This window comes from Nitratireductor aestuarii, assembly GCF_014641695.1.
Taxonomy (GTDB): Bacteria; Pseudomonadota; Alphaproteobacteria; order Rhizobiales; family Rhizobiaceae; genus Chelativorans; species Chelativorans aestuarii.
In genome coordinates this window covers 1-24,435 of record NZ_BMIF01000021.1, presented here as the reverse complement: position 1 = coordinate 24,435, position 24,435 = coordinate 1, and the positions used below count along the sequence as shown (strand labels likewise).

The window sequence follows — 24,435 nt, the reverse complement described above, 5'->3', positions numbered from 1 at the left end:
TCGGGGATCAGGTATCCGGAAATCCACCCGACAATTGCGCCATCCCGACTTTCGGCAATGATGGAGGTTGCAGCGAAATGATCGCATTGCAGAAGATTGCAGTAGAGCGAGTTCTCATCGAGCGGCTTGCAGATGCGAACCAGCTGCCAGACCGCAGCTCCGTCTTTAGCCTTTGGGAGGCGGTAGGTAACTTCGTCATCCACGTAGGGAATTGTCATTGCTTCGGCGGTTAGCATCGATCTCCTCATATCAACGTCGCAGATATTACGGTCATCGAAATATATTGCAACAGCAGATCCTCGATTTTGCGGTAAGTATAGGGATTTAATGCGTTATTTGCGCTCGAACTGGTGGACAATTGATTCGATAAACGAAATGTTTTTTATCTGCTAAGAAGGCCGAGATGCGGAGCCCGGGGATGAAATGGAAGATCGTACGCAATCGAGTCTGATCGCACTGCGGCGCATACTGCGCGCTACCGAACTGAACGCGCGCACCGTCGCGCGCGCAACCGGGCTCACGACACCACAATTGATCGTTCTGGAAATTGTCGCCTCGTCCCCGAGAGCCCAGCCGAAGGACATTGCGGCAAAGGCCGGCGTTGGCCAGGCTACCGCAACCTCGCTCGTCGACAAGTTGGAGGCGCGTGGACTGGTGGAGCGCACGCGCGGCGAGCATGATCGCAGGCTCGTCTGGGTGACTGCAACGGAGGAAGGACGACGGGTGCTTGAATCCGCCCCCGATCCGCTGCAGCACGTATTTTCGCAACAGTTCAGTAAGCTGCCCGACTGGGAGCAGGCGATGATCGTGGCAGCCCTCGAGAAGATCGGCGCGATCCTGAACGCGGGCGCAATCGATGCCTCGCCGCTCCTCGACGTCGGTCCGGTGGACCGTCGCTGACCGCGAGCGGCTTCTTTAATGCATCATCCGTGGGACCGGCTATCGTGCCTGTTGCATTGCTAACTATATCACTTGTCAAAGCTGAAGGGGGGTAACTGGTCCAGCGCGGATTGAAGAGCAATAGACCAGCTTTGCGATACCGTCTGGTAATAGGGATCAGACGCCGTAAAGCGGTGTTTCTCGCCGAGTTGCAGGCTGTCGGCCTCATAGATCTGCATATCGAGCGGCAAGCCGACTGAAAGGTTGGCTTTCAATGTCGAGTCGAACGAGACCAGCAGGAGCTTGGTTGCGTCCTCAAAGCTCATCTCTGCCTTATAGGCGCGCACGAGGATCGGTTTGCCGTATTTGTGCTCACCAATCTGGAAGAACGGCGTATCCGCCGAACACTCGATAAAGTTGCCTTCCGGGTAAATATAAAACAGGCGAGGCTGTCCGCCCTTGATCTGCCCGCCCAGGATAAACGACGCGCCAAATGCATCGGCGTTCTGACCGCCTTTGGCGGACACGGCGATCACTTCCTTGACCGTTTCACCCACCATTCGTGCAATCTGGAACATGGATGGCGCTTCGAACAGGCTCGGATGACGGTCACCCGGTGCTTTCATCCGTTCTTCCAGCAGGCTTGCGACAGACTGGGTTGTCGCGAGGTTACCGGCCGACAGAAGAACGATCACCCGTTCGCCCGGGATTGACCAGCTGCGCATCTTCGAGAATGTAGAAATATTATCGAGGCCTGCGTTTGTCCGTGTATCGGACATGAAAATCAGCCCGCGATCGATCCGCATTCCGACACAGTAGGTCATTGGCAATTCCGTAAGGCAATTCGTCTTGTTCGTCTCTGCCAGGCATCCTGGAGAGTCGATATTACCGCATCACTGCCCGACATTGATAAGGACCGCAAGATTTTCCTCTGTGCGGCCGAATCTCAGACCTGAGATCGGCGCTGCATCGCGGTAGTCGAGGCCTGTTGCAAGGCGCACATAGCGGTCATTGGGGCAGATATTGTTCGCAGCATCGAACCCAACCCAGCCAAGTCCGTCAACATGCGCTTCCGCCCATGCGTGGCTCGCCGTCTGGTCTTCCACGCCCTCCATCGACAGATAGCCGGAGACATAGCGCGCAGGAATGCCGAGGAGGCGGGCAACAGATAGGAATACGTGGCTATGATCCTGGCAGACGCCCTGGCCCGCAGCCAACGCAGTTTCGGCATCGGTGCTGACATTGGTGGCGCCCGGAATATACTGGACCGCCGTGTGTACCGTGGTCATCAAGTCATGCAGGAGTGACAGACGATCAGTGCGCCCTGAAAGGCCGGCCGCAATCTCACGCAGCCGCTCGCCTGGCATGGTGAGTTCAGTCTCACGTTCAAACACCCAGAGCGGCGCCGTGCCATAGACGCGCCCCAGAACACCTGCCCGGTCTTCAACCTCAACCTTGCCACTAGCCGTAATCACAATCTCGGTGACATGCCGATGGTGCTGGACAAGATCAGTCTTGTTGCCAAACCCATCCACATAGCTGACTTCAGGCGCGCCGCCTTCAACCGCTACATCCCATTCCAACACGTTCTGTCCGGGGACTGTTGGAGGGCGCAGACGCAGCCTTTGCACGGCATAGGGAACGGGGTTTTCATAAGAGTAGTGCGAAACATGCCGGATATTGAGCAGCATATCGTCACCTCAATTGAAATTATAGGCTTCGGCGATTTCACTGCCGAGCTGATTGTTGTTCCGGATGAATTCGGTCAGGAACTCATGCAGCCCCATATCAAAGATTGCCGAAATATCCTGGTTGGCGAGGCTTCCCGCGATTTTCGCCGCTGTTTCGTGACAGCGGGTGCGGGTGCCGTAATCCTTTTCGAGAAGATCGAGAAGGTTGATGATGTTGATGTAGCAATGGTGCAATGAACGCGGCATGCGTCCGTTCAGGATCAGGTAGTCGGCGACCTCCGCGGGACGATAATCGCCAGAGTAGACCCAGCGATAGGAACGATGCGCCGCAACCGAGCGCAGGATTGATTCCCACTGATAATTGTCGAGCGTCGTGCCGACATAGGACACGGCCGGCAGCAGCACATAATATTTCACATCGAGAATGCGCGCTGTGTTGTCGGCCCGTTCAATGTATGTGCCAAGCCCCGCAAAATCGAAGATCTCGTTGCGCAGCATCGTGCCGTGGAAGGCTCCGCGAATGAGGGCCGTCTCGCGCTTCACCTGATCGAGAACCGCCGGCAGATCGCTTTCCTTGACCTGTTTTTTCAGCGTCTTCTTCAGCGTCATCCACGCCTCATTTACGCTTTCCCATGCCTCACGGGTCAGGGCTGTGCGCACCATCCGCCCATTGGAGCGCGCAATTTCCATGCAGGACATGACGCTGGATGGGTTTGCGGCATCGCGCAGGAGGAAATCTGCCACATTGGCAGCAGTGTAGCTGTCGTGCTTCTGCGCAAAGGCCTGCGCAACACCTGCCGAAACAACCACGGATGACCATTCTTCCGGAGCATCCGATGTCTTGGTGATCGCCATTCGCAGACCCGCATCGAGCAGTCGCGCCATGTTTTCGGCGCGCTCGATATAGCGGAACATCCAGTAAAGCCCATTTGCCGTACGGCCTAGCAGCATAAATCATTCCCCTTTTCGCGCGCCGGTCTTGGTGCCGGCCTGGTCGCATTTTATTCGAAAACAGCATGCGTTCTCCCGGAGCAGCTACTCACTCCAAGGAGACTTGCTTCAGTCATCCAGCACCCATGTATCCTTGGTGCCGCCGCCCTGACTGGAATTGACCACCAGCGAGCCTTCCTTCAGCGCCACACGCGTCAGGCCACCCGGCGTGATGCGGATCTGATCGGAAACCAGCACGAATGGCCGCAGATCCACGTGGCGCGGCGCAAGGCCCTTTTCCGTGAAGATCGGCGTGGTGGAGAGCGCCAGCGTGGGTTGGGCGATATAGTTTTTCGGTCTGGCTTTCAGCTTCTGGGCAAAGGTTTCGCACTCTGCCTTCGTCGCCGCAGGGCCAACCAGCATGCCGTAGCCGCCCGAACCGTGGACTTCCTTGACCACCAGATCAGCCAGATTTTCCAGCACGTATTTCAGACTGTCGGGCTCGGCGCAGCGCCAGGTCGGCACATTCTGCAGGATCGCCTTGCGACCCGTATAGAACTCAACGATCTCCGGCATATAGGAATAGATCGCCTTGTCGTCGGCGATGCCGGTGCCAGGTGCATTGGCAATGGTGATGTTTCCGGCGCGGTAGACATCCATGATGCCCGGCACGCCAAGCGTTGAATCCGGCCGGAACGTCAGCGGATCAATATAGGCGTCATCGACACGGCGGTAGAGCACATCAATGGGCTGGTAGCCCTGCGTGGTGCGCATGGCGATGCGCCCATCAACCACGCGCAGATCACTGCCCTCGACGAGTTCCGCACCCATCTGGTCGGCAAGGAATGCATGTTCGAAATAGGCCGAGTTGTAGATGCCGGGGGTGAGCACCGCGACTGTCGGCTCGCCCTTGGCGCCGGCGGGGGCCACACGCGCCAGCGACTGGCGCAGCAATTGCGGATAGTTTTCGACCGGGCGAACTTTTACATTCTGGAACAGCTCCGGAAAGAGCTGCATCATGGTTTCGCGGTTCTCCAGCATGTATGACACGCCGGATGGCGTACGGGCATTGTCTTCCAGCACGTAGAACTGGTTCTCGGCCGTTCGCACGATATCGACGCCGATGATATGGGTATAGACGTTGCCGGGTGGGCGGAACCCGATCATTTCCGGCAGAAAGGCTTCATTGCCGACAATCAGTTCCTTGGGAATACGGCCGGCTTTGACGATCTCCTGACGATGGTAAATGTCATCCAGAAAAGCGTTCAGCGCCATGACGCGCTGCTCGATGCCTTGTGACAGACGCCGCCATTCCTGCCCGGAGATGATGCGCGGGATGATATCGAAGGGGATCAGCCGCTCTCCGGCTTCTTCGTCGCCATAGACGGCAAAGGTGATGCCGGTCTTGCGGAACACGCTTTCCGCATCGGCGCACTTTAGAAGAAGATGATCAGGGTCCTGCTCATCAAGCCAGCGCTTGAGAAACTCATAAGGGTGGCGAACTTGCCCACCAGGGCCAAGCATCTCATCAAACGGCTTCACTGCGTACCCCTCGTTTTTTATCCATCATTATTCTGCGCGCGAATTGAGGAAAGCAAGCAGGTAAAATCGAGAAGCTGATATGCCTGGTCGAAATGCCTCAGCCCCGGCCGCCTGCTGACGCATCCGAACAATCTCATCGAGTCCGTAACCGTTGTCGACAGCCTCACCACCAGCGGTCTTTGCCGCGGCGGTGCTTCCAGGTGCAAGGCGGAAGGCGAGAAATGCTCTTTTTGGATACTGTCCAAAGAAAAGCGGTTTCGATGACCAAGCACATTTGGAAAATAGAGCCTGCTTTTTATCGATGTATAGCGCAAATGTAATATACGTACATTTGATAAGAGGCCGACAATGACCCGTCACATCGTAGGATTTTCAGGCAATATATCTCGGCCATCCAAGACAAAGAACTTGGTAGAATTTGTCGCGAATGCCATCAGTGATAGAAAAGGATGCTCTTATAGCGTATTTGACGTCATTGATCTTGGGCCTTCTTTCAGCAACACCCATAGGGTGCAGGATCTCGATGGTGCAGCCGCCAGGATTGTCGAGCAGATCGTGTCGGCGGATGTCCTCGTCGTAGGATCGCCGACTTTCAAGGGCAGCTATACCGGCCTCTTCAAGCATTTCTTCGATCTGCTCGACCCGGCATCGCTGCGCGGCAAGCCGGTGTTGGTAACCGCGACCGGGGGAGGGGATAAGCACGCCCTCATCGTCGAGCATCAGCTCCGGCCGCTGTTCGGTTTCTTCGAGGCGCTCACCCTCCCAACCGCAATCTTTGCCTCGGAGCGGGACTTTGCTGGCGGAAAGCTGGTCGGTGATGCCGTTCGACTGCGCACCGAGCAGGCAATCGAACAAGCGGTAAACACTTTGGATGCCCGGCGCCCCGTTCGTTCCGGCGTCGCGGCATGAGGGATGCAGCCATGAACAAGCATCAGTTTGATTTCGTCCATGAGGCAGCGGCGCCGGTCGGGCAGTTGTCGTCAGAGCTTCTCGCGGAGTTCAGCGCCAAGGCTGCATCGCGGGACGCCAATCGCGAGCTCCCATTCGTCGCGGTGGAGCAGCTGAAGGCCATCCGGTTCGGTGCGTCGCGCTTGCCGGTAACTGCGGGCGGAGGCGGCGCGTCGCTGGTCGATGTCTTTGCTCAGGCCCATGCGCTTGCCGAGGCGGACAGCAATATCGCCCATATCTGGCGCAACCATTTCATGCTGATCGAACGGCTGGCTGTATATCCAACCGAGGATCCGTTTCTCACGCAGCTGCGCAACCGCGTAGCCGTGGGCGATCTGATCGGCCTTGCGGGCACCGAGCTCGACCGTAAACAGACCGGTGGCGCATCGCCATTGAGTACGGTGCTGGTAAAGCATGGCGCAGGCTATCGCCTGAGCGGCAGGAAATTCTATTCAACCGGATCGTTGTTCTCCGACTGGATCTCCACCTATGCCGCCCTTGAAGACGGCACGACCGCCGGTGTCATCCTGCCTGTCGACCGCAAGGGCATCGATCTGGTCGATGACTGGAACGGCATGGGCCAGCGCCTGACCGGTACCGGCACGACCGTCTTCACCGATGTTGAGGTCGCTCCCGAGGAGATCATCCAGAGCGACCGTCTGCATCCGCAAGGGATGTTCTTTTCCTCGACCATCGCGCAGCTGTTCCTGACGACCGTCATCGCCGGCATCGTCTCGGCAATAGCAAGGGATGCGGCCCAGGTTCTCGAAAGCAGAGGCCGCACCTTCTACTTCGCTCCAACAGAAGTTGCCAAGGAAGACCCGATCCTTCTGGCTTCGCTCGGCGAACGCGATGCGGATGCCTTCGCCACCAGGGCCACCATCCTCGCGGCAGCCGCGGTGCTGGACGAGGCATCGGCAGTAATCGCCAGCGGCGCAGACGCGACGGAGGCAACGCAGGAAGCAGCCGTTGCTGCAGCCAAGGCGAAGGTTGCGGTCGACGCGATCGCGCTGCGGGCGGCGAGCGGCTTGTTCGACATAGCCGGAGCCTCCGCTACGGATCGTGAAAAAAATCTCGACCGTCACTGGCGCAACATCCGCACCATCGCCTCCCACAATCCCGCCAGCTACAAGGCGCTCGCCGTGGCCGCGCGGCGCCTGAATGGCACACCTCTCCCCACCCTTGGCTTCTTCTGAGGAGCAGTACGATGACCATCCTGGCAGAAACACATCATTCCCGTTTCGAACGATTTCGCGATCTTCACAACGGCTTCTTCGTGATCCCGACGGTCTGGGATACGCTGTCAGCCATCGCATCGGAAGATGCGGGCTTTGAAGCAATCGCCACGTCCAGCGCCGCTCTCGGCTATGCCAACGGCATTCTTTCTTCCGAGCGCATCCAGTTTGAAACGGTCGTCCAGAAGATCGGCGAGATCGTCAAGGCCGTGCAGATCCCCGTGTCGATCGACCTGGAGGACGGCTATCCCGAGGTGACGGGCGATATTGGCGACAGCATCCGGCGTGTCATTGATGTCGGCGTTGTCGCCGCGAACATCGAGGACAGCCCCGCGCGCCACGACGTTCCGCTGGTCGCCGCCGAAGATCATGCGCGGGCGATTGCGCGTGCCCGGGAGGCGGCGGACCGCGCCGGCAGAGGCTTCTTCATCAATGGGCGCACGGACGTGTTCCTGCTCGAAGACGGGCTGCCCCATTCGCGTTCCGTCGAGGAGGCAATCCGGCGGGCGAACCTCTACATCGATGCCGGCGCAGACGGAATTTACGTACCCGGACAGGGTCTGTCCGATGAGGATGTCGCCCAGCTGGCAGTAGGTATTCGCGGGCCATTGACGCTGCTCGCCCCGCCGCAAGGCACCTCATTTGCCCAATGGCGTGAGATTGGCGTGGCACGTGTGTCGCTCGGCACACTGGTGATCCGCAATGCATTTGCCGCCATCCAGACACAGCTCGCAGAGCTGCGCGACGGCAATGTCGTCACCGCCTTCCCGGCAGTTGATATCGACGCGGTGCTGAGGCGCACGTCGCCAAGCCAGGTCGCAGCCGAATAGGGATGACCGACGATGTCCGACCGCAAGCAACTCCATCTCGCAGCATTCATCTATACGGGTCAGGCCTCGCAGTCCTGGCGGCACCCGCTGATCAACGTCCACCAGTCGCTGGATATCAACTACTACATCGACTACGCGCAACTGGCGGAAAAGTACAAGTTCGACACGCTGTTCCTGGCTGACAACGCTGGCTTCCCGGTCAAGGGAGACCCGTTGGCCAAGCACTACTGGAGCGTGAGCACATTCGAGCCCGCCACGATGTTCTCGGCAATCGCGGCGCGGACCGAGCGTATCGGGCTTGTCTACACGGCGAGCGTCTCCGACAACGAACCCAACAACCTGGCCCGGCAATTGGCCTCGCTCGACCATATCAGCGGCGGCCGTGCCGGCTGGAATATCGTGACCACGCAGGGTCCGGCGGCGAAGAACATGCAAGTGCCGGCGGATGAGGCCGGAGAGGCCAAGTACAGGCGGGCACGGGCCTTCTACGACGTTACCGCAGCACTTTGGGACAGCTTTGAGGACGATGCTCTGCTGCGCGACAAGGAGAGCGGAATCTATGTCGACCTCGACAAGGTTCACGCGCCTCGCATCGACAATGGCTACTATGTCGCCGAGCAGCCGCTGCGCGTCGAACGCCCGATCCAGGGTTATCCGGTGATCGCGCAGGCAGGCACTTCGCCTGAGGGCATGGCCTTCGGCGGTGCAGTGGCTGACCTGATCTATTGCGCGAATTATTCGATCGCCGACGGCCAGAAGACCTACCGCGCCATCAAGGCGAATGCGATCGCGGCGGGACGTCATCCGGATGACGTCAAGGTCCTCACCGGCGCTGCCGTGATCTGGGGTGAAACGCAGGCCGAAGCCGAGCGCAAGCTCAACGAAGTATCGCGGCTCTGGCCGATCGAGGTGGCGCTGCAGAACCTCGGCATCGATTTCGAGGGCGCTGACATCGATGGTCCGTTCCCCGAAACCTATCGCTCGACCATGTCGAAGGGGCGGGCCGCTGCAATCGCGAATTTCGCGCGCAGCAATGGACTGACCATACGCGAAACAGCCGAGCGCTGTTCGATCGGCCTCGGCCATCGCCCCCTCGTCGGCACGACGAAATCGATCGCCGACGATTTCGAGGCGTGGCTCGATGCGGGCGCAACTGACGGGTTCGCGGTGATCCAGCCCTGGGTCATCCATGGCCTCAGGGACTTCTGCGAGCATGTGGTGCCCGAGCTCCAGCGGCGCGGTCTCTTCCGCCGCGAATACGAAGGCAGGACGCTGCGCGAGCACCTCGGGGTCAAGCGCCCGCAAAACCAGCATGTCCGGCGTCAGGCCGTCGCGGCCGCCGAATAAGATCTCTTTGTTTCTTTCGAAAGAAAAACCATGACCAGACTGTCTCGCCGTGACTTTGGTAAGCTCTTAGCCGGAACGGCTCTTCTCGGCTCGCTGCCAAGCAGCAGCTTCGCCGCCTCCGAAAAACCCGTCCAGGGCGGCACCCTGCGCGTGGTGATGGGTCTCGAACCCGCCACGCAAGTGGAAATCCTGCAGAACGCCGGTGGAGCAGGCGTCGGCGGCCGGGTTGTCGAGGGCCTCGTCACCGAGGGCCTCGACCTTTCTATACAGCCGCAACTGGCCACCTCGTGGAGTGTCAGCGATGATGGCCTGATTTACACGTTCAAGCTTCGCGAAGGTGTGACCTGGCATGACGGCACGCCGTTTACCTCAGCCGATGTGGCTCATACCTATTCGTTCCTGAAGGACGTACATCCGCGCCGGCGCAATACCTTCGCAAACCTGGTCAAGATCGATGACAGCGATCCCCATACGGTGGTTCTGCATTTCTCCAGGCCGGCGCCAGCGCTGCTGCCCGCGCTCAACGCCAACTCGGCTCCAATCGTGCCAAAGCACCTCTATGAAGGCACTGATCCGCGCACGAACCCATGGAACGCGAAGCCGATCGGCACCGGTCCGTTCGTGTTCAGGGAATGGGTGCGTGGCAGTCATACGCTGCTCGAACGCAATCCGAACTACTGGGCACCCGAACAACCTAACCTTGATGCAATCATCATCCGCTATATTCCCGATGCGGTGACAAGGCTCGCCGCCTTCGAGGCAAACGAGGTTGACATCGGCTATTCGACACCTGTGCCAATCGGTGAGCTCGCCCGCTTCAAGAACAATCCGGAATTCAAGCTCGATACGGAGGGTTATTCCCTTGGCGGCGGCCTGAACCAGATCTTCTTCAATCTCCGGTTTGAGCCGTTCAAGAAACTGGAAGTGCGTCAGGCGGTGGCGCATGCCATCGACATCAACGCCTATATCGCGAAGGTCTGGCAGGGCTACGCCATCCCGTCGCCGAGCGCGATCGTGCCGGCCATGAAGCACTTCCATGACGCCAGCATCAAGCACTATGCCTATGATCCGGCAGAGGCCGAACGGCTGCTCGATCAGGCCGGTTATCCGCGCGGCGCCGATGGCACGCGCTTCACCGTTCGCTTCACGGCCAACCCGTTCATGTCTCAGGTGATCGATGGCGCGAACTTTATCCGCTCAGCGCTCGCGGAAATCGGCATCCGGGCCGAAATCGCGCTCTACGATCATCCGACCTACATCAAGAAGCTCTATACGGAAGGTGCGTTCGACCTGGATATCCAGGTCCTTGCCAACGGCTACGACCCAACCGATGGCATCCAGCGCGGCTACCATTCGGGCAACATCAAGGAAGGGCTCGCCTGGTCGAACCACGCGCACTATTCCAACCCCGAAGTGGACCGCATCTTCGATGAAGCTGCCTATGAGCCAAATCCGGAGAAGCGACGTGCGCTCTATGTCGAGCTGCAGCAGATCCTTCATCGCGACCTCCCGGCAGTGAACCTGGTTCAGTACCAGCCTGTCACCGTTTCGAGGGCGGCCCTGCGCGATCACCTCATTGACCAGCAGAATTCGAGCACGTCCTATGCGCGGGCCTGGCTGGCCGACGGCGGCGCCTGATGGAAGGGAACAGCCGATGACCCTCCTCAGCAGGCTTGGCTTCCTCCTTCTGAAGGCAGTGCCGACGGTGTTCATCGTCGTGACGCTGAGCTTCTTCTTCGTCCAGCTCGCACCGGGCGATATCGCCGACTATATCGCCGCGTCATCAGGCGCGGCGACCGAGGAAGGTACCAGCGCGCTCAGGGAGTCGCTGGGGCTCGACCGCCCGATACTGGAACAGTTACTGCATTATTACGGTACGCTCGCACAGTTCAGCCTGGGTCAATCGATGCGCTTCGACGTGCCGGTGACCGAGCTGATCGCCGCTCGCCTACCGTCAACGCTGTTGCTGGTTGGAACGTCGATCACCCTTGCATTGGCCCTGGGCATTGCGGCCGGGGCTGTGATGGCGCTGAACGCCGGACGCAGCAAGGATCGCCTGCTGTCGGCGGTGACGCTGGTGCTCTATTCAATACCGTCCTTCTGGATCGGCCTCATGCTCATCATCGTGTTCGCCGTGCAACTCGGCTGGTTGCCCACGGGCGGAGCAGAGAAGATCGGCAGTCGCGCCTCCGGTTTCAGCTACCTACTCGAGCGGGGACGATATCTGCTGCTCCCATCGCTGGCGCTCGCTTCCTATTACATTGCCATCTATGCGAGGCTCACGCGCTCATCAATGCTCGAGGTCATCCGGCAGGACCACGTTCGCACGGCGGTGGCGAAGGGCCTGAACCGGTGGCAGGTGTCGCTTCGCCATATCGTCCGCAATGCGCTGATCCCCGTGTCCACCATGGCCGGCATGCACATCGCCGGCATTCTGGGCGGCGCTGTCGTGGTCGAGACGGTGTTCTCGTGGCCCGGCATGGGACGTCTCACTTACGAGGCTATCAACGCGCGGGACTATGTCCTGCTGCTGGGGATCCTGCTCACCAGCGCCTTTGTGGTGATCATCGCCAACATCCTCGTTGACCTGCTGCACCGCGTCCTCGATCCCCGCATTGGAGCGCGCGCATGACGCCCCTCGAAATAGATCCAAACATCGCCCGCCGTTACCGCGAACCGGGCGCTGGCGTCTTCGATCCTGCGCTCGGCTCACGCAACCGCTGGGGAGGCATCCGCTTCCTTAAGACGCCATCCGCTGCATTGGCGACGGCGATCCTGGCCTTTGGCATCCTCACGGCCATTGTTGGGCCGATCCTGCGGCCGGGCGATCCGCTCCGGATAACCGGCGAACCGCTGATCCAGCCGTTCGTCGACTGGGCCCATCCGTTGGGCACCGATGTGCTGGGCCGCGATCTCTTTAGCGGAGTGCTCTTTGGTGCGCGTGTGTCGCTCCTGGTCGGCCTGTCGGTGGCCTTCATCAGCCTCGTCGTGGGCGTCCTGATTGGAGCCATCGCCGGATATGCGGGGGGATGGATTGACTGGGTGGTGACGCGCGGCATCGAGATCTTTCAGACGATCCCCGGCTTCGTCCTGTTGGTGGTGCTGGTGTCCGTGCTTGAGCCTTCGGCGACGACCGTCATCATCGGACTGGCACTGATTTCTTGGGACGCAGTCGCCCGGCTGACGCGAGCCGAGGTCATCAACCACCGTTCGCGCGAATACGTGCTGGCGGCAGAGACAAGCGGTGTCTCGGGTCCGAGGATCCTGTTCGGCGAAATACTTCCAAACATCGCCCCGACACTCATTGTGACAGCCTCCATCATCGTTGCGTCCGCGATCCTGGCGGAATCGGCTCTGTCATTCCTCGGACTTGGCGATCCGAATGCTGCCTCCTGGGGCAGCATGATCGGCTCGGGCCGCGAACAGATCCGCAGCTACTGGTTCCCGACCGTCATTCCCGGCGCGTTTATCGTGGTGACCGTCTTTGCCCTGAACGTCCTTGGCGATGCCCTGAATGACTTTCTCAACCCTCGCAGCAATGGGTGACACGACACATGACCGAACCCCTGCTTACGGTCTCGGACCTTCGCATCAGTTACCGCAACGCGCTGCGCACAGGCATTGCGGTTGACGGGCTGTCGTTCTCGATCGCGCCCGGTGAATCGCTGGCACTGGTCGGCGAGTCCGGCTGTGGCAAGTCTACGACAGCACTGTCGATCCTGCGCCTGTTGCCGGGTGAAACGGAGATCGAGGGCTCCATCCTGTTCGAGGGTAAAAATCTCGCAACTGCAAGCGAAAGCGAGATGGAGAAGATCCGAGGCAATGACATCGGCATCGTCTTTCAGGAGCCGCAGACCACGCTGAACCCGGTCTATCGCGTGGGCTGGCAGATTGGCGAAGTCCTGCGGCGGCATCTGAAGATCTCGGCTCGTGAAGCACGCGAGCGCACGCTAGAACTGCTGCGGATCGTGGCGCTGCCCGATGTGGAGCGCATCATCGACGCGTTTCCGCATGAACTTTCAGGCGGCCAGCGCCAACGCATTGTCATTGCCATGGCCATCGCCCTGAAGCCGAAACTTCTCGTTGCCGACGAACCTACCACGGCGCTCGATGTGTCGATCCGGCGGCAGATTCTGGAGCTCATCGACAGGCTGCGACGCGAGCTGAACATGGCCGTGCTGCTGATCTCACACGATCTGCCGCTGGTCAGCCAATGGACCGACCGGGCGGTGGTTATCCATCACGGCCAGGTGATGGATACGCTCGCCTCACGCGATCTCTTCAGGAACGCCAAACATACCTATACCCAGGGACTGATCGGCGCTTCGCTGAGGCTCGACGATGACCGGAGCTGCAACCAGCACAGGCTGGCCGAGGTGAGTGTCACGCGCCAGAGCGACGGCTCATTCAACTATGAATTGCGGCGGCCCAATCCCCCTGCGACCCCCTTGCCCGTCGCGGAACCACGGCAGCACGGTCTGGCGGTGAACGATCTCGTTGTCCGCTATGACCGTAGGACTGCTGTGGACGGCGTATCGTTCAATATACCGAAAGGCAGGACGCTTGGGATTGTTGGCGAATCCGGCAGCGGCAAGTCCACGGTAGCGCGCGCCATTATCGGTCTCGTCCGCCCGGAATCGGGTGCAGTTTCGCTCGATGGTGTGCGGCTGACGCGCTTCAGCGGCACTGCGTTGCGCTCGCACCGCAAACGGATCCAGATGATCTTCCAGGACCCGTTTGCCTCGCTTAATCCTCGTCATACCGTCCAGCGTATCCTCGACGGCGTGCTTGTCGCCAATGGCATTTCGGACCGGCTGGAGCGGCAGGGCAGGATTGCCTCGTCTCTGGACCACGTCGGACTGCCGCAAACAGCGGCCGGGCGGCATCCGCACGAGTTTTCGGGCGGACAGAGACAGCGCATAGCGATCGCCCGCGCCCTCATCCTGCGTCCGGAGTTCGTACTCTGCGACGAACCCACTTCAGCGCTCGACGTGTCGGTACAGGCGCAGATCCTCAACCTGCTGGCGGATCTGAAGCAGGAACTTGGCCTTAGCTATCTCTTCATCTCCCACGACCTTGCCGTTGTGCGCTTCATTGCCGACGACGTGATCGTGATGCGCAACGGCAGGATCGTGGAACAAGGCAGTTCCATATGGACAGCGCCTTCGACGGAGTACGCACGCGCCTTGCTCGCTGCCGCAGCATAGCGCTCCACGTCAGGGTGGTTGCCGGCCCCTGTCTGCTGGAGACGGGAAGGGGACCGGCAACCTTGAAACTGGAGGTAACCACGCATCAGATGCGCATGCCGCCGGAAACCTCAATCCGCTGTGCGTTGACCCAACGGTTGTCTTCCGACAGCAGCGAGGCAATCATTGGCCCGATATCTTCAGGCTGACCAGGCCGGCCAAGCGCGGTCATTGCGCCAATTGCTTTGGCGACATCCGGATTGTCCCGCACAACGCCGCCGCTGAAATCGGTCGCGATGGCGCCTGGCGCCACAACATTCACCGCAATGCGACGGTCACCAAGCTCGAAAGCCATGTACCGGGTCATGGTCTCCACCGCTGACTTCATGGTCGCGTAGGCCGCACGGTTCGGCAGGGCGAACCGCGTAAGGCCGGACGAGATGTTCACGATGCGGCCGCCATCCTTGATCAGGGGGACGAGCTTCTGCGTCAGGAAGAAGACGCCCTTGATATGAATTCTGTACAGGGCATCAAACTCGTCCTCTGTGGCGTTCAGGAAGCTCATGTTGCTGGAATTGCCGGCATTGTTGACGAGATAGTCGAACTTCTCCGCACCAAGAGTTTGCAGCGCCTCCTTGACCTTGCCCACGAACGGGTCAAACGCTTTGGTGTCTCCGGTGTCGAGTTGCAACACTACGGCTTTCTGGCCGGACTCCTCGAGGATGCCGGCGACCTTTGCCGCTTCGGCCCTGTTGATGTTGTAGGTGAAAATGACATTGGAACCCCGGCGAGCGAGCGCTTCAACTGTCGCGCGGCCAAGTCCGCGGCTGCCGCCGGTCACCAATGCAATGGAAGATTGTTTTGTCATGGTAAGGCTCCTTGTTTTTGCCTCACCCAAAATAGTTGCAGCCTACTGTGGGAATTAGATCAAGCTTGCCGACAATACTGTTCTGGAATACAGAATAATCCGCATGGACAGGCTTGCCACCCTTGAGTTGTTCGTACGGATCGTTGAGCGCGCCAGTTTCAGCGCGGGCGCTGCCGATCTCGGCATCTCCCGACCCGTCGCTACGGCTGCAATCAAGGATCTGGAACGGCGGCTCGGCGTGCGCCTGCTGCAACGCACGACGCGCCATGTTCAGCCAACCGTCGAAGGCTGGGAGTACTACCGTCGCTGCCTGTCCATTCTGGCAGAGCTCGAGGAGGCAGACCAGAACGCAAGCGGAGGGGTGGCCGGCCTGCTGCGCGTTGATGCGCCGGGCAACCTCGTTCGGACGATCCTTCTTCCTGCCTTGCCGGATTTTCTGGCGCAGCACTCGGGGTTGACTGTCCATCTGGGCGAAGGGGAGCGCTATGTAGATCTGGTGAGGGAAGGGGTTGATTGCGTCATTCGTGCAGGCAAGCTGGACGACAGCGACATGATCGTCCGGCCGTTGGGCGTCATGCAGGAAATCACCTGTGCCAGCCCGGACTATCTCGCCCGGCATGGCACGCCGAAGTCGCCGCACGACCTCGAGGGCCATATGATGATCGGCTTTGTGTCGTCCCGCACCGAGCGGGTCATGCCGCTCGAATTCACCATGGGAGACGGGAGCATGGAGGTTGCGCTGCCTTCCCGTGTTCTGGTTACCGGTGCGGATGCCTATGCAGCAGCGGCGCGTCTGGGGCTAGGGATAGTCCAGGCTCCACGCTATCGTTTCGACGAGGATATCGCGGCGGGTACGGTGGTTGAGATACTGGGAGAATATACACCGCGTCCGACACCGCTGTCGGTGCTCTATCCGAGCAACCGGCAACTTCCGCCCCGCGTGCGCGTGTTCATCACGTGGCTCGTGTCGATATTGAAGCCGGTGTTCGGTGATCCCCCGCCCGATGCGAGTTGATCATAGGGCGCGGCTGCCATGCCTTCGCCGCGCCCATTGGTGATGTGCTCAGATGCTGACCGCGGCCTAAAAACCCTCGAGCACGATCTTGCCGCGGGCCTTGCCCGTTTCGATCAAGGCATGCGCCTTCCTGAGGTTCTCGGCGTTGATCGGCTTCATGACCTCGGTCACCGTCGTCCGGATCCGGCCTTCGTCCACCAGCCTGGCTACTTCGTCGAGCAGCTTTCCCTGTTTGTGCATGTCCGCAGTCTCGAAGATCGGACGTGTGAACATCAGTTCCCAGTGAACCGAGACTGACTTTCGTTTGAAGCCCATCACATCGAGCGTGGCGGGATCATCGATCAGCCCGAAACGGCCCTGGGGCGCGATCAGCTCCTGGATGCCGGCGATGTGGTGCTCGCTGTTGTTCGTTGAGAACACGAAGCCCGGAGCACCGATCCCCAACGACTTGATCTGGTCAGCCATATCGCCATTGTGGTCGATCACATAGTGCGCGCCGAGTTCGCGTACCCATTCTTGCGTCTCCGGCCGCGAAGCGGTTGCGATCACGGTCAGATCGGTGAGGGCGCGAACAAGCTGGATCGCAATCGACCCTACACCGCCGGCTCCGCCTATGATCAGCACTGCGTTTGCCGCCCCAGGCACTGGACGGCGGATATCCAGCCGGTCGAACAGCATCTCCCATGCGGTTATCGCTGTCAGGGGAAGAGCCGCCGCTTCAGCGTGGGAAAGTGACTTGGGCTTGTGCCCGACGATGCGGGCATCAACCAGATGGAACTGGCTGTTGGTGCCCTGACGGGCGATGGAGCCGGCGTAGAAAACCTCGTCGCCAATCGCGAAGCCTTCCGCCATGGGACCCATCTCCACCACGCGGCCAACGGCATCCCAACCCAGAACTTTCCAGTCATCGTCACCCGGCGTCACTCTATGCCGGATCTTTGTGTCGACGGGATTTACTGAAACTGCGTCGACCTCGACCAAGAGGTCATGGCCGGATGCACTGGGACGTGGCAGCTCGATATCCTCCAGGGACTTTTCGTGCTGGATAGGTCCGGGAATTCTGTAGCCAACTGCTTTCATGATTTTGCTCCTCATCAGGTTGCGACGGGGCAAAGATGAGTTACATAAAAGCCCAATCAATACGCACAACAAATTCATATAGTATCAAAAAGGATACTGATATGGCCAAGGTTCGTCATTCCCGTTTCGACTGTGCTCCCGGCTGTTCCGTCGAGGCTGCCATTGGTCTCATCGATGGAAAGTGGAAGTCGATCATCATGTGGCATCTGCTGTCCGGCACGCTTCGGTTCAATGAAATCCGCCGCCATGCCTCGAACTGCACTCCCCGGATGCTCGCGCGCCAGTTGCGTGAGATGGAAGAAGATGGCCTCATCATACGCAAGGTCTATGCTGAGGTGCCGCCCAGAGTGGAATATTCGCTTTCGGATCTTGGGCGCACGATGGAGCCGATCCTGAGAGCTCTGAAGGACTGGGGAGATGCCAACATAGGGCTCTCTGGCAAGCCAAAAGGGCATGATCCCCGCGAAGCTGATCCTCTCCGCAATATCTAACAATTTCTAACGCCATCAAATTAGAAACCGGGAAATTGGCTTCCTATCTGTCGGCTGTCACGCAATTCCAAGAATAGACTACCAACAACAAAATGTAGTGCGGGCTGTTTAAAGGCAGCTGGTGCGTGATCGCATGAATATGATAGGAGTAAAAGCAAATGAGGAACTTTATTCTCTCAACTGTTACCGCCGCAATACTGGCATTCCCCGTTTCGCAAGCTTCGGCATTTACTGCCATCGGCACCGTCGAAGCTGTCAGCGGGCATGAGGTCATCATCCGCAATGGTGATGCCTACCGGCTTCCGGCGAACTACGACCTCTCGCATATCAAGGCTGGTCAGAAGGTAGCCGTTACATGGCAATCTCAGACCCCGGATATCATGGATCTGGGCGAGGAGAACTATGTAAGGGTACTTGATGCAACCGAAATTGTGGTGGCCGAATAGGCAGGCTCGTGCCGCTGTCCTTCGGCAAGGAGCCTCTCAGTGAGATGGGGGGGGGGGTGGACATTCCTGGTCTGCCTTCTCGTATCCTCTCTTGATCACAGTACCTCGTTTGCACAGCTCATCTCCTCGGAGCGAACGACCTGCTCGGAAGAGCGGGCTGTGCAAGTTCCTGCGTCAACAACTCCAAGCGTAGAAGGAGGAACGCACGTATAGCGGCAAGAAAAGAAGGCTCGCGGATCGGTTCGTTGTGTATAAGTTTCGTTGATCAAAGACCGCTGCATGACCTGTATTAAGTGCTTCATTTCAGAAGCGCGTCATTTAACAGGATCTCACAACGTTAAACTCGCATTCCTCGTACTGATCGGCAACTCTCATCGTCACAGGGATATTGTCGAACCGGGAGTGAGAACCGCCATGTTCCAAAGCATCAACAAGTTAGAAATGCCCGCCCGAAGCTTCCTCCAGGCACGTAGCAGTCCCGAAGACGAGCTGCGTCCAGAACTGAACTTTGAGAAGTTCCTCCTTGCCATAGCGGCTCACGATCTGTGGCAGCCACTACAGACCATCGGACGCAGTCTTGAGCTTCTGAACCTGGGAATACGGAACATCGAGGATGTTCATCTTCTTCAACGAGGCGAGGATGCTCTCGGCCGGATCATTGAAGACCTCTCGCTTCTTATTGAGGCTTTGCAACCTTTGGATCAAAGTGGCGCCGCGCGTCCGGTTAACGTCGCAGACCTGCTTTCTCAGGCCGTGCAGGATTGCGAGGAAATGGCGAGGTCTGCCGGCGTTTATATCCGGCTGGCGAGGACGAGTGCGGTGGTGGAGAGCCATCCGCTCCTGCTCAGGACCATCCTGCGCAATCTGACCCGAAACGCGGTTTTGTGCACGGGGGAAGAGGGACAGGTTCTCGTCGGCGCGCGACGGCGCGGTGACACCGTCCGGCTTGATGTCATTTACACGCTCCAGGCATCCAGCCACCCGATCCCGCGGCCGTTTAGTCCGTTTACGCACCTGGGATCCACCCAGGAGGTCCGATCAGGTGTTGGGCTGTTTATCGTGCGCCAGGCGCTCGGCCTTCTGGGGTACAGAAGCGAGATCGGTTCAATCCAGCATCGCGGGGTCCGGTTTTCCATCTTCGCCCCGACGGCATCGGTCCAGACCAGGCCGAGGCAGCTGATGTTTGCGGCCGAGGACCTTCGATGAAGCGGGCAGGGCGAAATGCTTTCTGAATCCTGTCGGCTTGTACTGACAATAGAAGGGATAAACCATGAGCATCACAGATTTAAAACTCACCCGCCGTGAGGCTTTACAAGTAGCAACGGCAATCACGGCAACCACAATTCTACCGTCAGAGACTGTGCTGGCGGCAGAAAACTCAACCATAGATCCATCAAATTCAGGAGAAATGAAAATGGGTTACGTTACAACCAGGGATGGTGTTGAAATCTTCTACAGGGATTGGGGCGCAAGAGAAGCCCAGCCAATTATGTTCCACCACGGCTGGCCGCTTTCATCGGACGATTGGGATGCTCAGATGCTGTTCTTCCTTTCGCATGGGTATCGCGTCGTCGCTCATGACCGCCGGGGTCATGGACGTTCCTCGCAGGTGTCCGATGGGCATGACATGGACCACTATGCGGCTGACGCCTATGCCGTGGTCGAGGCGCTGGACCTGAAGAACGTCGTCCATATCGGCCACTCGACAGGCGGCGGCGAGGTTGCCCGCTATGTCGCGCGCCATGGTCAGCCTGCCGGACGCGTTGCCAAGGCCGTGTTGGTCGCTGCCGTCCCGCCGCTGATGCTGCAGACACCCGAAAATCCGGAAGGCACGCCGATGTCTGTTTTCGATGCATGGCGTGCAACGCTAGCCAAGAACAGGGCTCAGTTCTTCCGGGATGTGCCTGCTGGTCCCTTCTACGGCTTCAATCGTGAAGGTGCTTCCCCCATGGAAGGCGTCATTCAGAACTGGTGGCGGCAGGGCATGAATGGTGGGGCCATTGCCCACTATCAGGGCATCAAGGCCTTCTCGGAAACGGATCAAACCGAGGACCTGAAGGCCATTACGGTTCCGACGCTCGTGTTGCATGGCGAGGATGATCAGGTGGTTCCGATCGAAGCCTCTGCGCTAAAGACGATCAAGCTGCTCAAGAATGGTACGCTCAAGACGTATCCCGGATATTCGCACGGCATGCTCACGACTCATCCCGACGTCATCAATGCCGATCTGCTGGCATTCATCCGGGCGTGAGTTCTGATGGGGATGTGGTAGCCGGCACCACGTTCCCGTCAGCCCGCCAGGTCCGCGAGAAGTTGTTCCGCTTCGGCAAGATCCCTGGATCTCGTGCGCTCGGCAAAGCGACTGCATACATCCTGAAGGATGGCTTGAGCCCGGGCCTTGTTGCCTATGCTCACGAGGTGACGGGCGAGCGCCTTTGTCGCTCTCAGCTCCCAGGCCAGCGCACCATCATCGCGCGCTTGAGCGATCGCTTCTTCATATGCACTTTCTGCTTCATCGTCGGGGCGTCCCTGCATCACCAACAAGTCCGCTCGGGTTCTGAGGAGCTCCGGAAGAAAGTAGGTTGGCGAGCTTCTGGCGCTCTGAATCAGAGGCAGAAGAATTTCCTCCGCCTCTTGCGTCTTGCCGGTCGTCGCGAGGCACTCCACGTAGGACCTTGCGCCTGGCGTTATCAGCACGGTCACCCGCAGTTCTCTCAATGACTGCAGCGCCTCGCCAAGGACGGGAATGGCTCCTTCGACATCTCCCGCAGCCAGCAGCAACTTGCCTTGAAGCAAACGCCCGCCGCTCCTGTATGGGCGAAGATCATGTGTGGTGGCGATATCCATCAGCTCATCCACCACGCGCTGCGCCCACTCCCTGTCACCTGACCACAGGATCTGCTGCGCGACGAGCAGACGTGCGATAGAGGCGGTCACGGGGTTGGCATCCCTGGCCGAAGCCTTCAACACCTGATCGGCCAAAGTGGCGGCCTCTTCGGGGAAGCCGCACAGCCATGCCGTCCATACGCGGCTGATGTGTGTCCGCAGTATTGTGTCATACCCACAGTAGACCAGACGCCTGAGGCCGAGCATTTGTCCGCGCACCCATCCTGATTCAAGCGTCTTTCGCGCAAGGTCCTGCTTTCCGACGAGGTTATAGGCAATCCCCAGGATGTATTCTGCAGTGACGAGGTGTTTGGGATTCTCCAGTTTGCGAGCAAGGGCCGCAAATCGTTCTGCATCCTTGAGTGCGTCTGCAAACTCACCCCGACGCGTGTGATACAGGTTTCGGCCGGCGAGCAGTTCAAGTGCGTAGTCGTTGTCTCGCAGAGCAAAGGCGATCTGAAGCCCCCGATCGAGCACCCCGCCGACCGCCTCCACATTGCCAAGCGAATACATCATCGACGTTGCAAGCGACAGCTGCAGCAACAGTGCTGATTTCGACGGCTCTGCCTCTTCCCCAAGGGCAGCCAGCGCAGTTTGGCACCACCGCACGCAGTCGTGCATCAGCCCGCGCTCGATGAACAGGCGCGAAGCCACGGCTGCGAGTTCAATGCCAAGCTCCTTGCTTCCCGATGCCGAGAAGCACCATTCGAGCGCAGCCCGGACATTACCCATGAGACCCGCCTCCAGAACATCTTCCGGATCGCGGTCAATCCTGGTGTGCAGTTCTTGAAGAACGCCCAGGAAATATCCCGCATGACGCTCGGCGACATGGTCCCTTTCACCGCTTTCCAGGAGCTTCACCTCGGCGTAGATCCGGGTGACGTCGAGCAGGCGGTACTTGAGTGCTCTGGAACCATGCTGGGTGGACAGAAGCGACTTGTCGACGAGTTCCTCGATCACGCGCGCTACCGTCCATTGGTCTTCGGCAAGATCCCGGCAGACGGCAACCGCTGCCTCCAGCGAGAATGTCCCCACAAAGATCGATAAGCGCGTGAGCACCCTCTGCTCAAGTTCAGAAAGAAGCGCGAAGCTCCAGTCGAGCGCAGCCCCCAGCGTCGCATGTCGCGGATCGTGGCGAAGGCCGGGCCAGCTGAGGAACAGCCGGTTGTCGAGCACCTCCAGGAGAGCCGAGAACCCGTACATCTTGACCCGGCTGGCTGCCAGCTCGATCGCCAGAGGATTGCCTTCCAGACGATGACATATATGGACCAGCGCCAAAGCGTCCTCATCTTCGAGCTGGCCCCCGAAGCCACATTCGCGCGCTCGCGTCATGAAGAGCTGAACAGTAGGAGACAGCATCGCCTGGGCGGCAGTGATTTCTTGCTGGTTCATCTCCGGCAGCATGAGCGGCGGCAGAGCGTAGACGTTTTCGCCGAGCGCCCTCAGCGGCTCGCGGCTTGTCGCCAGAATGAAGACCGACGGAGCCTCCCTGACCAGAGTTGCAGTAACCTCGGACACGGCATCCAGAACGTGCTCGCAACAATCAAGGATCAGCAGGATTTGCCGCCGTTCGAGGGATGTTACCAGACCCCGCAGCAGATCGCCTGAAGCAAACGAGAAACTGACTGCACCCGCAATCGCGGGCAGCACCGCCTCAGAGCTGCCCACCAATCCGAGGTCAACAAAGAAGATGTTGCTGCCGAAGCGCTCGGTGAGCCTGTGCGCCAGCTCGATGGCGGCCGTGGTCTTCCCCATTCCCGCGCTGCCGACGATACTCACAAACCGTGCCTGCAGCAGCAGGTCATGGAGCCTGTTCAGGTTCTCTTCTCTGCCAAAGAGGAGTTTCACCCTGGTGGGGATCGGTGTGCGGGATTCCGGGCTGCTGCGCGCTTCTTCGATATTGCTCGGTTGGCTCTGGGCTGTGACCGGAGCAACAAAGACATAGCCGCGGCCCGCAACGCTCTTGATGTATTCGCCAGGTTCCGATGACTGGGACAGTTCCTTGCGAAGGCGGGAAATCTGGAACCTGAGGTTTGTTTCGTCGACAATGAGGTTGGGCCAGACCTCGTCAAGGATCTGGTTCTTGCTGACGATTTGCCCCCTGGCGCGGACCAGAAGCACGAGAAGATCAAAGGAACGGCTCCCCAGCTCGACAGGGTTGCCTTCTCTGGTTAGCTTCCGTCGCTGAGGATCAAGCAGGTAGTTTCCAAAACGAAATGTTTCCAGATGGTCGGATGGCTCCATGCTCCCCTCCCGTCGAATGAGGGTAACCCCCAGGTGGATTGCAAGTGTTGATGGCGCCCGGGCAATTTCCAGGTGCTCGTGCCGGGAACGGATGCAGTTCATCTCCGTGCCCGTGGTATTCTCGATGAGGCCGGCAGCAAAATCGCTGGCCCTACCGTGGCGGAGGTAGGATATTGAATGGCCTCTCACGGTCAAGACACCCCTTTGTTGCGGGGCCGAACCGATTCAGTTCATAGACGGATTCGCGTCGTTCAATCCTCCCAGCATTCTACAACCGTTGCCCTCCTTGGAATCGCGCTGTTGCGTTCCCATATGTGGTTAGCGCCGAGGGCAGGGCGCGGGTCGTCCTGTTCTTTGCAGCCTGGGCCGTTGGTCTTGGAACAGCCCGTTCTTTGAAGCTTCCGTCGGTCTGGCATTTGCGTCGTCTCGCATCTGTGGATAACGCTGGAAGCGTTGGGGCGTAAGGGTTTGGGCGAAGCTGGGGGCTTGGCTGCGGCCTTTCGGGAAGGCTTTGTTAACCATAACAGGCCAGTGGAGCGATAATTTTTGGGTTCGCTCAAAAAACCCGATTGACGACTCGAGTTTGAGGGGCCTATAAGCAGCCCATCAACGACGGCGGCGGCGCTGCTGACGGAGGAGACGCTTCGTCTCCGAGATATGGTTTTCCGAAAGACGCGATGGCGGCTTTCAGGGTTCGGTGGTAAAAGACTTGAGCCCTGCGGCGATTAGGTTCGCCTGTTCTTTGACAATTGAATATAGAAGAAAGAGAAACGTGGTCGGCAGAGGACGCGTGGATCTGGAAGCGTCAGGCAACTGA

General features: G+C 59.2%; 22 protein-coding genes. 14 read left to right on the top strand and 8 right to left on the bottom strand.

All coding sequences use genetic code 11. The features are described 5' to 3' along the window. Positions 1–236, bottom strand: a 236-nt coding sequence (locus IEX27_RS20015; protein ID WP_507763577.1) for a GNAT family protein, incomplete at its 3' end; no start/stop codon positions are given. A 187-nt stretch (positions 237–423) separates the two neighbouring features. Between IEX27_RS20015 and IEX27_RS20010 the strand changes: the two genes are divergently transcribed. Continuing rightward, positions 424–900: a MarR family winged helix-turn-helix transcriptional regulator gene (locus IEX27_RS20010; protein ID WP_188722870.1), complete on the top strand. Its 477-nt coding sequence runs from the start codon at positions 424–426 to the stop codon at positions 898–900. Between the two features lie 68 nt (positions 901–968). Here IEX27_RS20010 and IEX27_RS20005 read toward each other — a convergent pair whose 3' ends face one another. From IEX27_RS20005 to IEX27_RS19990, 4 genes are all read right to left on the bottom strand, one after another. Continuing rightward, the gene (locus IEX27_RS20005; RefSeq protein WP_188722871.1) at positions 969–1,703 is read right to left on the bottom strand and encodes a proteasome-type protease; all 735 of its coding nucleotides are present in this window, start codon (positions 1,701–1,703) and stop codon (positions 969–971) included. Between the two features lie 69 nt (positions 1,704–1,772). Continuing rightward, positions 1,773–2,570: a transglutaminase family protein gene (locus tag IEX27_RS20000; protein WP_188722869.1), complete on the bottom strand. Its 798-nt coding sequence runs from the start codon at positions 2,568–2,570 to the stop codon at positions 1,773–1,775. Between the two features lie 9 nt (positions 2,571–2,579). Further along, positions 2,580–3,521, bottom strand: coding sequence for an alpha-E domain-containing protein (locus IEX27_RS19995; protein ID WP_188722868.1), 942 nt, complete (start codon positions 3,519–3,521; stop codon positions 2,580–2,582). A gap of 108 nt (positions 3,522–3,629) precedes the next feature. Further along, positions 3,630–5,042 (bottom strand): circularly permuted type 2 ATP-grasp protein, encoded by a 1,413-nt coding sequence (locus IEX27_RS19990; RefSeq protein WP_188722867.1) that lies wholly within the window; start codon positions 5,040–5,042, stop codon positions 3,630–3,632. A 348-nt stretch (positions 5,043–5,390) separates the two neighbouring features. On the opposite strand from IEX27_RS19990, the gene msuE reads away from it, so the two are divergent. The 8 genes from msuE to IEX27_RS19950 are packed head-to-tail and all read left to right on the top strand — an operon-like array spanning position 5,391 to position 14,609. Further along, on the top strand, positions 5,391–5,951 hold the full coding sequence (msuE, locus tag IEX27_RS19985; RefSeq protein ID WP_188722866.1) for an FMN reductase: 561 nt from the start codon (positions 5,391–5,393) through the stop codon (positions 5,949–5,951). An 11-nt stretch (positions 5,952–5,962) separates the two neighbouring features. Continuing rightward, on the top strand, positions 5,963–7,186 hold the full coding sequence (locus tag IEX27_RS19980) for an acyl-CoA dehydrogenase family protein (protein ID WP_188722865.1): 1,224 nt from the start codon (positions 5,963–5,965) through the stop codon (positions 7,184–7,186). An 11-nt stretch (positions 7,187–7,197) separates the two neighbouring features. Further along, positions 7,198–8,055, top strand: coding sequence for an isocitrate lyase/PEP mutase family protein (locus tag IEX27_RS19975; protein ID WP_188722864.1), 858 nt, complete (start codon positions 7,198–7,200; stop codon positions 8,053–8,055). Between the two features lie 12 nt (positions 8,056–8,067). Further along, entirely contained in the window at positions 8,068–9,402 is a 1,335-nt protein-coding gene (locus IEX27_RS19970; RefSeq protein WP_188722863.1) for an NtaA/DmoA family FMN-dependent monooxygenase, read from the top strand. 30 nt (positions 9,403–9,432) lie between these two features. Then, positions 9,433–11,040 carry an ABC transporter substrate-binding protein gene (locus IEX27_RS19965; RefSeq protein WP_188722862.1) on the top strand — a complete coding sequence of 536 codons (1,608 nt, stop codon included), beginning with the start codon at positions 9,433–9,435 and terminating at the stop codon, positions 11,038–11,040. A 16-nt stretch (positions 11,041–11,056) separates the two neighbouring features. Next, positions 11,057–12,034 (top strand): ABC transporter permease, encoded by a 978-nt coding sequence (locus IEX27_RS19960; RefSeq protein ID WP_188722861.1) that lies wholly within the window; start codon positions 11,057–11,059, stop codon positions 12,032–12,034. Next, the gene (locus IEX27_RS19955) at positions 12,031–12,948 is read left to right on the top strand and encodes an ABC transporter permease (RefSeq protein WP_188722860.1); all 918 of its coding nucleotides are present in this window, start codon (positions 12,031–12,033) and stop codon (positions 12,946–12,948) included. The genes IEX27_RS19960 and IEX27_RS19955 overlap by 4 nt, the downstream gene beginning before the upstream one ends. An 8-nt stretch (positions 12,949–12,956) precedes the next feature. Beyond that, positions 12,957–14,609 (top strand): ABC transporter ATP-binding protein, encoded by a 1,653-nt coding sequence (locus IEX27_RS19950; RefSeq protein ID WP_188722859.1) that lies wholly within the window; start codon positions 12,957–12,959, stop codon positions 14,607–14,609. Positions 14,610–14,694: 85 nt separating this feature from the next. On the opposite strand, the gene IEX27_RS19945 is transcribed toward IEX27_RS19950, so the two are convergent. Beyond that, positions 14,695–15,456, bottom strand: coding sequence for an SDR family NAD(P)-dependent oxidoreductase (locus IEX27_RS19945; protein WP_188722858.1), 762 nt, complete (start codon positions 15,454–15,456; stop codon positions 14,695–14,697). A 103-nt stretch (positions 15,457–15,559) separates the two neighbouring features. Between IEX27_RS19945 and IEX27_RS19940 the strand changes: the two genes are divergently transcribed. Continuing rightward, positions 15,560–16,471 carry a LysR family transcriptional regulator gene (locus tag IEX27_RS19940; protein WP_188722857.1) on the top strand — a complete coding sequence of 304 codons (912 nt, stop codon included), beginning with the start codon at positions 15,560–15,562 and terminating at the stop codon, positions 16,469–16,471. Positions 16,472–16,537: 66 nt separating this feature from the next. On the opposite strand, the gene IEX27_RS19935 is transcribed toward IEX27_RS19940, so the two are convergent. Continuing rightward, positions 16,538–17,551: a zinc-binding alcohol dehydrogenase family protein gene (locus tag IEX27_RS19935; protein WP_188722856.1), complete on the bottom strand. Its 1,014-nt coding sequence runs from the start codon at positions 17,549–17,551 to the stop codon at positions 16,538–16,540. 101 nt (positions 17,552–17,652) lie between these two features. Here IEX27_RS19935 and IEX27_RS19930 point away from each other — a divergent pair, with 101 nt between their 5' ends. From IEX27_RS19930 to IEX27_RS19915, 4 genes are all read left to right on the top strand, one after another. After that, positions 17,653–18,042 carry a winged helix-turn-helix transcriptional regulator gene (locus IEX27_RS19930; RefSeq protein ID WP_188722855.1) on the top strand — a complete coding sequence of 130 codons (390 nt, stop codon included), beginning with the start codon at positions 17,653–17,655 and terminating at the stop codon, positions 18,040–18,042. 158 nt (positions 18,043–18,200) lie between these two features. Next, entirely contained in the window at positions 18,201–18,488 is a 288-nt protein-coding gene (locus IEX27_RS19925) for a hypothetical protein (protein ID WP_188722854.1), read from the top strand. Positions 18,489–18,767: 279 nt separating this feature from the next. Continuing rightward, positions 18,768–19,694, top strand: coding sequence for a sensor histidine kinase (locus tag IEX27_RS19920; protein WP_188722853.1), 927 nt, complete (start codon positions 18,768–18,770; stop codon positions 19,692–19,694). A 208-nt stretch (positions 19,695–19,902) separates the two neighbouring features. Then, on the top strand, positions 19,903–20,739 hold the full coding sequence (locus tag IEX27_RS19915) for an alpha/beta fold hydrolase (protein WP_244630470.1): 837 nt from the start codon (positions 19,903–19,905) through the stop codon (positions 20,737–20,739). A 38-nt stretch (positions 20,740–20,777) separates the two neighbouring features. Here IEX27_RS19915 and IEX27_RS19910 read toward each other — a convergent pair whose 3' ends face one another. Further along, positions 20,778–23,618 (bottom strand): ATP-binding protein, encoded by a 2,841-nt coding sequence (locus IEX27_RS19910; RefSeq protein WP_188722851.1) that lies wholly within the window; start codon positions 23,616–23,618, stop codon positions 20,778–20,780. Positions 23,619–24,435 lie beyond the last annotated feature (817 nt).